Genomic DNA, 13,065 nt, shown 5'->3' with positions numbered 1-13,065 from the left:
GTAGCCTTATTTTTGTTAATTTTTTTGTATTTAGAATATTAAGATAATTTAATAAATATATAAAGGTAAAAATTTTCTTTTGTCGAATTAATATATATTATTGTATTTAGAGGTGATTGCATGGACACGAGTATTTTTGTAGATTTTAAAGAAAAGATAATAGAAAATGTTTCAAAAGTAATAGTAGGGAAAAGTGATGTCATTGAACTTTTGATAGTCTCTTTTATATCGGGAGGTCATGTACTATTGGAAGATATTCCTGGAGTGGGAAAGACCATGCTTGTCAAGTCTTTTTCAAGGACATTGGGATTACCTTTCAAGAGAATTCAATTTACTCCAGATTTGCTTCCATCAGATCTTACAGGGATAAATTTTTACAATCAAAAGATAAATGAATTTGAATACAGAGAAGGTCCATTGTTTGCAAATATAGTATTGGCGGATGAGATAAACAGAGCAACTCCAAGAACTCAGTCAAGTTTGCTAGAGGCCATGGAGGAAAAGCAAATAACAGTAGATGGCGAAACTAGAAGATTAAATATTCCTTTTATGGTATTGGCTACTCAAAATCCAGTAGAATCTTATGGAACTTTTCCACTTCCAGAAGCTCAATTGGACAGATTTTTTATGAGAATAAATATGGGATATCCTACTAGAGAAGAAGAAAAGAAGATTATACATAAAAATACTTCCTTTAATATTGTAGATAGTCTTTCCAAAGTAATTCAAGAAGAAGAGCTAGAATATGTTTTAGAAAATTATAGCAAAGTAACTATTTCAGAAGATGTCTTAAATTATATCATGGATATAGTAGAGGCTACTAGAAATGATATAAAAATTCAGCTTGGTGTAAGCCCAAGGGGAACAATAGCACTATACAAAGCTTGTCAATCCTATGCAGCAATAAATGGTAGGGACTATATAATTCCAGAAGATATAAAGAAAATGGCACCTCACGTATTCAATCATAGAATACTTGTAAAAGGCATAAGTAAAATGGAAGATGGAGAAAAAGTGATAAAGGATATACTTGAAAAGATAAATGTTCCTACAGAGGAGATTTAGCTATGATCTGGTTTTATATTATATTGGTAGTCTTGACTTTTTCATTAAATAAATTAACTATAAAATATGGATTTAACAAAATTAATTATAAAAGAGAAATATCCAAGAAAAATGTAGAAATAGATGAAGAGTTTTATATAACTACAATATTAGAAAATAACAAGAGACTTCCAGTTACGTTTTTACAAGTAAATGAAAGGTTTCCCGATAGTTTCCACTTTAAATTTAAGACCAATTCTACAGAAACACCTGGATATGTAGTTCATACAGTAGACTTTTTTCTTATGCCTTATCAAAGAGTAAAAAAGACTTATACCATGCTATCAAAACAGCGTGGTGTATATATGTTTAGAAATGTCTCTTTATCTTTAGGGGATTTTATAGGTTTTGAAAGTATAGACAAAGAAATTGAATATCTGCAGGAATTGGTTGTCCTTCCAAAACCTCTTTATTTGGAGGACTCTTTGGTTCCCTATGGGAACTATATGGGAGATGTTTCTGTTAGAAGATGGATAATTGATGACCCATTGATGACTCTAGGAATTAGGGAATACACTGGAAGAGAACCTCAAAAACATATTCACTGGAATTCATCCATTAGATATGGAAAACTCATGGTTAAAAATTTTGATTTTACTACAGATAATAGTTTAGTGTTTATTTTAAATATAGAATCGCATAAACCTTTCTGGTCTTTTATAGATAAAGAAAGCATAGAAGAGTGCATATCACTATCTAGAGGGATACTTGAAGAAATCGAAGAGGCAAAAATACCTTATGGATTTACTACAAATTCTCAAATATATGGTTTTTATAATGGAGAAAATATAACATATCCAGGAGTAGGCTCAAGCCATTTGGAATATTTGTTGGAAATGCTAGGTAGGGTTTCTTACAGCATAACAGTACCCTTAGAAGAACTCATTGAAAATATCATGAATAGAAGTGAAAAGTACACTACTTATGTAATTGTTACCCCGAGAGTATTTAAATCATATATAGAGCCAATAGAAAACTTCAGTAGACAAGTAAATAGTTTGATTTTAATTTCTTTAGAAGAAGAAAATTTAGATTGTTTAAGTGAATCTATTATCAAATATGTGAGGAGAAAATAGATGGTAGGATTTAAAATTTTAGAAATCATGATGAATTTTTCCTTTGTATTTGCCATAACTACATACTTTTTGCCTTATAGTACTCTTGTAGGAAATTCTAATGGCCTTTTTAACTATATGCTTATATATATATGGACTGTATTTGTAACTTATATAGGATGCAAGTTAAAAGAACAGAAGAAATTCTATTTTTCAGTCATTCTTCTTATGTTGCCAATTCTTATATTTTATAAAAATGCCAATTTCACAATGCTTACATCTATTGCCATGGGTTTTTATCTATATAAATATAAAGATTTATCTTCATCTTCTTCTGTAAAATTAAGTTTTAAGAAAGGAATTGGAATTTTCACTGCCGTAATTGCATTATCTTTGGTGACAATGACTTATTCTTTTATAAATAGAGTATCAGGTTTTTTCATGATTATATATTTTATGACTGGAGTCATACTGATTAGAAGTTTAAGATATTTAGAGCATAACAAGGATATGGAAAAAATAAATGGACAAAACATAAAATATTCAGTTTTTATAGTAGCATTTTCCCTTATATTGAGTACAGAGAAAGTTTTAAATGCAATATTACATGGTTTGAAAGTCACATATGATTTTTTAATAGATATGATATTTAAATTGTTTTATTGGGTTTTTATTGGTGCAGGATATATAGCTATGTTCTTGATAAAGATATTTCAAAAGTTTTTAAGGAATGGCAAATTTGAAATGCAAGAACAAAAACCTCCTGAGGAAACCTTAGAAGAGTTTATGAAAACAAATCAAGGTGAAATTTCTCCTGTATTTTTAGCAATAATAGACTGGGTATTCAAAATACTATTTATGGCTTTGATATTGTATATAATATGGAGAGTATTTAAAAGGAATATGTCTAAAAATATTATAGAAGAAGAATATATAGAGGAAAAGGAATATATTGGAGAAAAGAAGAAAAACAAGAAGAGAATTAGGATATTTAGACCTAAAAATGAAAAAGAAGCCATAAGGTATTATTATAGAAAATTTTTAAACAAATGCTTAAAAGATGATATAGCTATAGAAAGTCATGATACTACTATGGAAATAAACAAAAAAGCTGAAGCCCATTATGCTCATGAATCCCTTGAAAGTTTGAGAAACACTTATATAGACGTGAGATATGGAGAAGTAGAAGTAAACAAAGATATAGTAAAAGAATTTAAAGAAAACTACAAGAAAATATGAAAAGCACCGCTTTGCGGTGCTTTATTTATGTTCTTCCAACAAATTGTGTTTGATTGTCCACAAAGGCTTGGACAAATCCACAAAATATTCATGAGGACTTTCTAAACGAGTAACTTCTTCCCACAAAGTATTTATTTGTTCATTGCAATAATTTTTTATTTCATTTATATTTGGGCTTGTATATACAGGTTCTCCTTTGTCAAATATCTGAACTAATAGTTTTCTTGCATAAAAGTTTGTAACTGTTTTTTTCTTCCATGTGTACAGAGGATGAAATATTTCATAGGGTTTGGAATTGTCAATTTCTTCATCGTGTAGAGTAACTACATCGGCAATGGCTTTGCCAGTTTTTTTGTCATACAATCTTTGAACTTGTTTGAATCCTGGCACAGTTATTTTTTCTACATTTTCACTTACTTTTATTTTTGGTACAATTTGACCATTTTCTTCAATGGCGGCCAATTTATATACTCCACCAAATACTGGTTCGGATTTAGCTGTGATGAGCCTTTCACCTACTCCAAAGGAGTCTATTTTTGCTCCTTGGTTTAGTAAATCCCTTATGACATATTCATCAAGAGCATTGCTGGCTACAATGGAACAATCCTCAAAGCCTGCTTCATCTAGCATTTTTCTAGCTTCTTTTGACAGATAAGCTATATCTCCGCTATCTATACGAACTCCCTTTGGTCTAAATCCTTTTGGAATGAGCTCTTCATTGAAAGCCTTTATGGCATTTGGAATTCCTGATTTTAATACATTGTATGTGTCTACTAACAATACACAATTGTCAGGATAAAGTCTTGCATAAGCTTTAAAAGCATCTAGTTCAGAAGGAAATACTTGAATCCAACTATGTGCCATAGTTCCCAAGGCCGGTACATCAAAATCTCTATCTACAATAGTACAAGCTGTACCTACGCAACCTCCGATATAAGCTGCTCTGGCTCCCAAAATAGCACCTTCATATCCTTGAGCTCTACGAGAACCAAATTCCATTACAGCTCTTCCATTGGCGGCTCTAACTATTCTATTAGATTTTGTTGCAATAAGACTTTGGTGATTAATAGTCAATAGCACCATGGTTTCTATTATTTGTGCTTGAATAATTGGCCCTCTCACTGTAACTATAGGTTCTTGAGGGAAAATAGGAGTTCCTTCAGGAATAGCCCATACATCACATTCAAACTTAAAATTTTTCAAATACTCAAGGAAATCTTCACTAAATATGTTTTTGCTTCTAAAGTACTCAATATCATCTTCATCAAATCTTAAGTTTTTTAAGTATTCAATTAGTTGTTCTACTCCAGCCATTATTGCAAAACCGCCATCATCTGGGATGTCTCTGAAAAACATGTCAAAATAAGCAATCCTGTCTTTCATTCCACATTCAAGGTAACCGTTTGCCATAGTGAATTCATAGAAATCAGCTAGCATGGACAAGTTTTTTTTATCTTTCCAATCAATATTGGTCATTGCTAATTCTCCTTTTATAATTATAATGTTACATTCATTATATTTCTAATTGTGAAAAATTTCAATACAATTGATATATATAAACAGGTGACCCCAATATTGTCTTATTGAAGCCACCTGTTATTTAGAATAGAACCTATAGAAATTATCCCAACCATTTGAAAAACCAAAAGCTATACTTTCCAAACTTCTTATCAACTCTCCCTTTTACAATTTATTTTTAGTCTACAACCATTTGAAAATGCACATAATGCTTAAAACTTAAATACTACCAACTATACCAACTACATAAACAAATTCTGGATTTGAATGAACAAACAATGGTTGGTATAAATCTACTAGTTCTATTTACTTTAATTATATACTATGCTAAAGTAAATGTAAAGACTTTTTTCGAAATTTTTCAAATATTTTTAAATTTTATTTTTAAAATAAAAGAGAATAGCTAAATAGCTATTCTCTACGATAAAATCAATTGGAGGAAAGTAGTTTTTCTCCTTTTGGTGTTATAACCATGGTATTGAGTGAAGAACTGCTACAGTTGAAGCTACAAAACTTACAATTTCCACTACAATGGCTTGGTTTTTCTTCTTCAAGATAACCCATTCTTTTTAATTGTTCTAAAGCATTTCCTACCATGTCTTCACTTACGTTTAATTTGTCAGCTAAAGATTTTTTAGAAAATATAGGCTGACGTTTTATTTCTCTTAATGTTTCAACCAACATAATATCAGCTCCTTTTTAGCTAAATCCCAATAGTGTTCCTATTTGGTAAACAAGAACTGCTCCTATCCATCCCACTAGAAAAGTATATAGGGCAGCAAAGAGAGCCCACTTGCTTGAATTGGTTTCTTTTCTTATAGTAGCTATAGTAGCTGCACAAGGTGTGTACAATAAGGTCATGACCATAAATGAAATAGCGGACAGAGGAGTAAAAGCATTTTGTACTGCGGATATAAGAGCTGCTCCTTCTCCTACACCTGTATATACCATGCCTAGAGTAGCTATGACAGCTTCTTTGGCCGCTAATCCTGCAAACAATCCTACAGCTGCTTGCCAAGTTCCAAATCCAGCGGGTTTAAATATAGGCGCTATAAAAAGACCTATTTGTCCTAATATACTATTTTTGCTATAAGGTTCAACTCCAAGAGGTAGAACTGCTAGAATCCAAAGTATTGTCACTACAGCAAATATAGTAGTTCCAGCTCTTTTTAGAAATCCTGATACATTGTCCCACATATTTCTTAATACATTTCTAAAAGAAGGCAATCTATAAGGGGGAAGTTCCATGATAAAATAGGATGTTTCACCTTTAAATAGAGTTTTGCTAAAAATTTTGCCCATCAACAATGCCACAAGAATTCCCAAAAAATAAAGCAAAAACAAAACTAGTCCACCTTTGTCAGGGAAAAAGGCAGCAATAAATACTAAATAAACGGGAATTCTAGCACCACAAGACATAAAAGGATTTATGAGAGTGGCAATCATCCTATCTTTTTTACTGTCTAAAGTTCTTGTAGCCATGATCCCAGGTACATTGCAGCCAAAACCTACTATCATGGAAATAAAAGTTTTACCTTGAAGGCCCAGTGCTCTCATGATATTGTCCATTACATAAGCAGCTCTAGCCATATATCCACTATCTTCCAATATACCCATAAGCATATATAAGACTACTATCAATGGTATGAATTCTAAAACGGCTCCAACTCCGCCTATAATTCCTTCTGAAACAAAAGAAACAAGCCACTTAGGAGAATTGGTTTTAACAAGGGAGTTTTTTATGATTTCGCCCAAAGCACCCATGGCCTCAGACATAAGTCCTCCAAGCAAATCTTCTCCCACAGCAAAAGTTAATTGAAATACTAATAGCATAATCAATGCGAAAATAGGAATACCTAGCCATTTATTTGTAACTATTTTATCTATCTTATCCGTTTTGGTTTCTACATCTTCTTTAGGCCTTTTCACAGCTTTTTTAACTACATTGTTGACAAATTCATATCTTTTATCTACAATTTTCAACTCATAATCATCTATATTATCTTTTATTCTATCAATAGTATCTTTAAATTCAGTAGAGGAATTTAAAGATTCATCATTACTTAATAGCTCATATATATATTTATCTCCTTCTAAAAGTTTTATAGCAATCCATTGGGAAGGATATTCAAAATTTTTGTTATTTAAAAGTCTTTCTAAATTTTTTATTTCTCTGTCAATATCTTCTCCATAGCTTATTTTAACATTAGGTTTTATATCTTTATCAATCAATTCAATGGACATTTTAATCAATTCATCAATACCTTTTCTTTTAGATGCAATGGTTGGAACAATAGGCACACCTAGTTCTTTTGAAAGAGCTTCAATATCGAAATTGATATTTCTTTCTTGTGCTTCATCTATCATATTTAATGCCACAACTACTTTAGCTTTCATTTCCAATAGTTGAGTAGTTAAATACAAATTTCTTTCAATATTTGTTGCATCCACTACATTTATGACCACATCTGGATTTCCTTTAAGAATAAAATCCCTTGCAACTATTTCATCTTCTGAAAAAGCTCCAAGGCTATAAGTTCCAGGTAAATCTACTACATTGTATGTTTTCCCGTTAAATTTAAATTTTCCTTCTTTTTTTTCCACAGTAACACCGGGCCAATTGCCTACATGCTGATTTGAGCCTGTAAGAGCATTAAAGACCGTGGTTTTACCACTATTTGGATTACCTACCAAAGCTAAAGTATTCACAAAAGTCCCTCCTTAAATCAAATAGCAATCATTATTTTTTCCGCCAATCCACGACCTACAGCAATTTTATTTCCAAATAAGGAAACTATTACAGGTCCAGTATCATTTTTTACAACTTTAACTTCAGTTCCTGTATTTAAGCCCATTTCATATAGGCGTTTAGTGGCACAATTTCCTGCAACAATTTCTTTTATTACGCCTCTGTCGCCAGGTTTTAAATGAGTTAAAGCTTTAGTTTTCATGTCCATTCCTCCCCTATGTTGCAAGATATATTAGAAATATTCAAATATATCGAAACTGATAATCATTATCAATATCATGATAGTATATTATGACACAAAAAGCAATAGCTTTGGTGAAAAACTTTTTATACATTTAGAACAAGGTAAATAGATACTAGTTTGTAATTGGTTTGTAACTGCTTTGTAACCAAGTATTACTAATATGATGATATTATATATTCAAGAGGACAGGGAAAAATATTTAAGGAGTGGTGAATATGAATAAAAAAATTACAACATTATTTTTAACAGGTGTATTGGCTGTTTCTTCTTTGAGCATTGTCTATGCAGCACCAAAGAAAGCAGGTCAAGGAAAGGGGCTTGTTCTTTCTAAAGGACAATATGTTATAGAACAAAAACAAGCGGATGTAAATGGAGATAAAATAAAAGACACTGTATTTTTAATAGGAGAAAAAGATAAAAAAGAAGACATATACAATAAAAATATAATGGTTAAAGTAGTAGATGGAAAGAAAAATCAAGTAAAGGATATAAAATTTAAAGATTTTGGTGGATATGAAGGTGAATTGTTTTTAGGAGATTTTACAGGAGATAAGGTTTCAGATATAATGGTTACTGCATCAACAGGAGGTAGTGGTGGTATAGTAAATACTAGAATAGCAACTATAAAAGATAACAAGGTTAAAGAAATATTTAAAGAAGAAGATAATCAAGGTTTGAATTTTACTGGGAAATTTGTTGATGGATTTAAAGCAGAACTTAAAGATCCTAAAAACAACAAGGAAATAATTTTAGATGTAAGTGCTTTTAAAGATATGTATGTAGAAGGAAAAATATATGATAAAGATGGAAAACTTCTAGAAAAAGTTGAACCATGGACAGATCCATTTTCTATGATTGATGCTGTAGATATGGATGGAGATGGAGTATATGAGTTGAAGGGATATCAAAAAATATCTGGTTCATGTCATGCAAATACTATATCAAGAATAAACACAATTTGGAAATATGAAAATGAAAAGTGGAATATAAAAGAAGCTGATTATTCAACTTTCTTAAAATAAGAATAAACCCCTTTACGAAAAATTGTCTATCATTTAGATAGACAATTTTTTATTTATTATAAAATTTTTTTATAACAAATATTATTAGTACTATTGTCAATATAGCAAAGAATACAGGCATCCATATAAGAATAGCATTTATTATAACAAATTTCATAGATAAAATCCCCCCTTTGTCCATTATATCCTAACAACTAGATGAATTTAAAGTTATCTTTACAAAAATAAGAACAAGTGTTATTATAAATATAACCCACCAGTAGGGGGTGGGGTACATTGGAGGTGAAATTAGATTGGGGAAAATAGTTCTTCGTATAGATGGAATGAGCTGTGCTGCTTGTTCTCAAAGGGTAGAAAGGGCTTTAAAGAAAGTGGAAGGTGTTGTGAATGCCAGTGTAAATTTGACTACCAACAAGGCAACAGTTTTTACTGCATCTGATGATTTAAGAGCAGAAGAACTCATAAAAGCTGTAGAAAAAGCGGGATATCATGCAGAAGTGGAAGTAAATAGAAATCCTTACAAGGAAAAAGAAATAAGAGAAAAAGAGATAAAAACTTTAAAGACTCTTTTTATTTTTTCAGCTATTTTAAGTATTCCACTATTTTCAGCTATGTTTTTTCATATGGCAGGAGTTCATACTATACTTTCCAATGGTTATTTTCAATTGGTTTTAGCTACAATAGTGCAGTTCACAGCTGGCCTTAAATTTTACAAAGGAGCTTTCAACTCTATAAGAGGTGGAGGAGCCAATATGGATGTGCTTGTTGCTATGGGTACTAGTGCGGCCTATTTCTATAGTGTATATAATTTGCTTTCAGGAGTAGAAGAATATTATTTTGAATCTTCCGCTATGATCATTACATTGATACTTCTAGGGAAAACTTTTGAGGCAGTGGCTAAAGGGAAAACCTCTGAAGCCATAAAGAAATTGATGAAATTGCAACCAAAAGTAGCAAGAGTACTAAAGGATGGCGTAGAAGTTGATATTCCTATAGAAGATGTAGAAGTTGGAGATATTGTTGTAGTAAGACCTGGTGAAAAAATTCCTGTAGATGGAATAATAGTTGAAGGAAGTTCTTCTATAGATGAATCAATGCTTACAGGAGAAAGTATTCCAGTAGATAAAGGTGTAGGAGATGAAGTTATAGGTGCTACTATAAATAAATATGGTACATTTAAATTTGAAGCTAAAAAAGTAGGAAATGATACAGCTCTTGCTCAAATAATAAAACTAGTAGAAGATGCTCAAGGTTCTAAAGCTCCAGTCCAAAGACTTGCAGACAGGATTTCAAGTATATTTGTACCAACGGTACTTTTTATAGCATTGGGGACATTTCTTATATGGTATTTTGTCAGAGGAGATTTTAGTCATGCTCTCCTAAGTGCCGTGGCGGTATTAGTTATAGCGTGTCCATGTGCATTGGGATTAGCTACACCTACAGCTATTATGGTGGGGACAGGAAAGGGAGCAGAAAAGGGAATTCTCATAAAAGGGGGAGAATATCTAGAAAGAACTCAAGAATTAGATACTATAGTTTTCGATAAAACTGGCACTTTGACTAAAGGAGAACCAGAAGTTACAGATATAATCTCTTTTGGTGAAAATAAAGAAGACATTCTTAAATTGGCAGCTATTTCTGAGAAAAATTCTGAGCACCCTTTAGGTCAAGCAATAGTTAATAGAGCTAAAGAAAAAAATTTGATATTAAAAGAAGCAGAGAATTTTCTTGCTATACCAGGAAAGGGAATTCATGCAATCATAGAAGGGAAAGATATATATTTAGGAAACAAAAAACTTATGGAGGAAAACTCTATAAATATAGCTATTCAAGAAAATGAACTTCTAAGACTAGAAGATGAAGGCAAAACTGCAATGCTATTAGCTGTAGATGGAAAGATAGAGGGAATCATAGCTGTGGCAGATAAATTAAAGGATAATTCAAAAAAGGCAATTAGTGAGCTAAAGGATATGGGACTGTCTATATATATGATTACTGGAGACAATGAAAGAACAGCAAGAGCTATAGCAAGTGAAGTTGGAATTGAAAATGTATTTGCAGAAGTTCTCCCTGAAAACAAGGCAGAGGTAGTAGAAAGTATAAAAAGTACAGGAAAGAAAGTTGGAATGGTTGGAGATGGCATAAATGATGCACCAGCTCTTGTGGCAGCTGACATAGGATTTGCCATAGGAACAGGAACTGATGTGGCTATAGAAGCTGCGGATATAACTCTTATGAGTGGAGATTTAATGGGCATAGTTACAGCTATAAAATTAAGTAAAAGAACTATGAGAACTATAAAGCAAAATTTGTTTTGGGCTTTCTTTTACAATTCTATAGGTATTCCTTTTGCGGCTCTAGGATTTTTAAATCCTATGATAGCAGGAGCTGCTATGGCCTTTAGCTCTGTATCTGTAGTTAGCAACTCTTTAAGACTTAAAAATTTCAAAGAATAAAATGAAAGGAAGGATTGATAGTATGAAAAAAACTATAATGATTGAAGGAATGTCATGCAATCACTGTACAAAAGCAGTAGAAAATGCATTGAAAGGATTAAATGAAGTTTCAAAAGTAGAAGTAAGTTTAGAAGAGAAAAAAGCTGTGGTTGAAGGTGAAAAATTGATTGATGATAAATTAAGAGAGGCAATAGAAGAAGAAGGTTACAAAGTGGTAGAAATAAAATAGAAGTGGTGATTTTTTATGATGAATGAAGAAAAGAAAAAGGCCATGATACTTTTAAAAACTGCTAGAGGACAGATAGATGGCATAATTAAAATGATAGAAGATGATAGATACTGTGTAGATATTTCTACACAAATATTGTCTGTCATAGGTATACTTCAAAAGGCTAATTTAAATATATTAGATCAACACCTTAAACACTGTGTGAGAACTGCTATACTTGAAGGCGAAACTCAAGGAGACGAAAAAATTGACGAGATAATTAATATAATAGATAAATATATAAAATAAGAGCAAAATAAATAGGAAGGGTATTTATAAATACTTTTCCTATTTTTTCATATAGGTATTGATTTTTGTTCAAAAAGAATTTATAATATTATTGAAGGTCAAAGAAAGTCAAAGTTTAATTTGAGTTAAAGTTGGAGTTTAACTTAAAGTTAATATAAAGTATTATTAAGTATCACTCCAGTATAAAGGAGGATGTGAAAATGGAGTATAAAGATTATTATGAAATATTGGGTGTTGATAAAAATGCAACTCAGGATGAGATCAAAAGTGCATATAGAAAACTTGCAAAGAAATATCATCCAGATTTAAATAGTGGAAATGAAAGTGCACAGGAAAAGTTTAAGGAAATAAATGAAGCTTATGAAGTTCTTGGGGATGAGGAAAAGAGAAAAAAATATGATGCTTTTGGGAATAGTTACAATTTTAGAAATGGACAAAATTTTGATCCTTCCCAGTTTGGCTTTGATGATTTTGGGAAAGGATTTACCTATACCTATACTACCAGTGGAGATTTTGGAGGATTTAGTGACTTCTTCAATATGTTTTTTGGTGGAGGAGATTTTGAGAATCAATCATTTAAAGGTAATGGCTTTGATATAGGAGATCTCTTTGGCAGAGGAAGAAAAAGGGAAACTTATGAAAAGCCATCTAGAAAGATTGAAAGTGAAATAAATATTACATTGGATGAAGCTTACAATGGAACTACAAAAGAAGTGTCAATTAGAACAGGGAATGAAATAAAAAGAGTATCTGTGAAAATTCCAAAAGGAATTCTTCCTGGGAAAAAAATAAAAATCAAGGGAAGTAGTATAGGAATTGCAGGAGATTTATATATAAAGGTAAATATACTAGATAATCCTAAATATAAACTAGAGGGACTAAATTTATTTACAAAGGTAAAATTGCTTCCTTGGGAAGCAGTCTTTGGAACTGAGGTTTTGGTTGAGACACCTTCAGGTAAAATAAAAGTAAAAGTGCCTAAAGGCATAGAAGGTGGCCAAAAGATAAGAGTACCTAGAAAAGGATATAGAGATATGAAAGGAAATGAAGGGGATTTGTATATAGAAATAGTTATAGTCAATCCTCCTCATTTGAGTAGAGAAGAGAAAAAACTTTATGAAAAATTAAAGGATATTTCAAAATACAATCCTAGAGAATAGG

General features: G+C 31.4%; 12 protein-coding genes. 8 read left to right on the top strand and 4 right to left on the bottom strand.

Annotated elements, in window-relative coordinates; all coding sequences use genetic code 11:
• Positions 1–120 precede the first annotated feature (120 nt).
• Genes ACFWUA_RS04435 through ACFWUA_RS04425 form a run of 3 tightly spaced genes read left to right on the top strand, consistent with a single transcriptional unit; the run spans position 121 to position 3,398 of the window.
• Complete coding sequence (locus tag ACFWUA_RS04435; RefSeq protein WP_416198954.1) at positions 121–1,065, top strand: AAA family ATPase; 945 nt, start codon at positions 121–123, stop codon at positions 1,063–1,065.
• A gap of 2 nt (positions 1,066–1,067) precedes the next feature.
• Positions 1,068–2,180: a DUF58 domain-containing protein gene (locus ACFWUA_RS04430; protein ID WP_416198953.1), complete on the top strand. Its 1,113-nt coding sequence runs from the start codon at positions 1,068–1,070 to the stop codon at positions 2,178–2,180.
• Positions 2,181–3,398, top strand: coding sequence for a hypothetical protein (locus ACFWUA_RS04425; protein WP_416198952.1), 1,218 nt, complete (start codon positions 2,181–2,183; stop codon positions 3,396–3,398). It abuts the gene before it with no gap.
• A gap of 21 nt (positions 3,399–3,419) precedes the next feature.
• Here the strand turns inward: ACFWUA_RS04425 and ACFWUA_RS04420 are convergent, their stop codons facing one another.
• The 4 genes from ACFWUA_RS04420 to ACFWUA_RS04405 form a co-directional block, all read right to left on the bottom strand.
• On the bottom strand, positions 3,420–4,874 hold the full coding sequence (locus ACFWUA_RS04420; protein ID WP_416198951.1) for a nicotinate phosphoribosyltransferase: 1,455 nt from the start codon (positions 4,872–4,874) through the stop codon (positions 3,420–3,422).
• Between the two features lie 471 nt (positions 4,875–5,345).
• The gene (locus ACFWUA_RS04415; RefSeq protein WP_416198950.1) at positions 5,346–5,600 is read right to left on the bottom strand and encodes a FeoC-like transcriptional regulator; all 255 of its coding nucleotides are present in this window, start codon (positions 5,598–5,600) and stop codon (positions 5,346–5,348) included.
• A 15-nt stretch (positions 5,601–5,615) separates the two neighbouring features.
• Complete coding sequence (gene feoB, locus ACFWUA_RS04410) at positions 5,616–7,625, bottom strand: ferrous iron transport protein B (protein ID WP_416198949.1); 2,010 nt, start codon at positions 7,623–7,625, stop codon at positions 5,616–5,618.
• Between the two features lie 17 nt (positions 7,626–7,642).
• Positions 7,643–7,867 carry a FeoA family protein gene (locus ACFWUA_RS04405; RefSeq protein ID WP_416198948.1) on the bottom strand — a complete coding sequence of 75 codons (225 nt, stop codon included), beginning with the start codon at positions 7,865–7,867 and terminating at the stop codon, positions 7,643–7,645.
• A gap of 257 nt (positions 7,868–8,124) precedes the next feature.
• On the opposite strand from ACFWUA_RS04405, the gene ACFWUA_RS04400 reads away from it, so the two are divergent.
• The 5 genes from ACFWUA_RS04400 (at position 8,125) to ACFWUA_RS04380 (ending at position 13,064) form a co-directional block, all read left to right on the top strand.
• Positions 8,125–8,931: a hypothetical protein gene (locus ACFWUA_RS04400; protein WP_416198947.1), complete on the top strand. Its 807-nt coding sequence runs from the start codon at positions 8,125–8,127 to the stop codon at positions 8,929–8,931.
• Between the two features lie 293 nt (positions 8,932–9,224).
• Positions 9,225–11,387, top strand: a complete 2,163-nt coding sequence (locus ACFWUA_RS04395; RefSeq protein WP_416198946.1) for a heavy metal translocating P-type ATPase — start codon at positions 9,225–9,227, stop codon at positions 11,385–11,387.
• 22 nt (positions 11,388–11,409) lie between these two features.
• Positions 11,410–11,616: a heavy-metal-associated domain-containing protein gene (locus ACFWUA_RS04390; RefSeq protein WP_416198945.1), complete on the top strand. Its 207-nt coding sequence runs from the start codon at positions 11,410–11,412 to the stop codon at positions 11,614–11,616.
• A gap of 18 nt (positions 11,617–11,634) precedes the next feature.
• Positions 11,635–11,904, top strand: coding sequence for a metal-sensing transcriptional repressor (locus ACFWUA_RS04385; RefSeq protein WP_416199171.1), 270 nt, complete (start codon positions 11,635–11,637; stop codon positions 11,902–11,904).
• Between the two features lie 200 nt (positions 11,905–12,104).
• Entirely contained in the window at positions 12,105–13,064 is a 960-nt protein-coding gene (locus ACFWUA_RS04380; RefSeq protein ID WP_416198944.1) for a DnaJ C-terminal domain-containing protein, read from the top strand.
• Position 13,065: the final 1 nt, after the last annotated feature.

The sequence above is a fragment of the Sporanaerobacter sp. genome (genome assembly GCF_047830725.1).
In the GTDB taxonomy this organism is placed as follows: domain Bacteria; phylum Bacillota; class Clostridia; order Tissierellales; family Sporanaerobacteraceae; genus Sporanaerobacter.
This window is presented reverse-complemented; position numbering and strand designations above follow the sequence as displayed.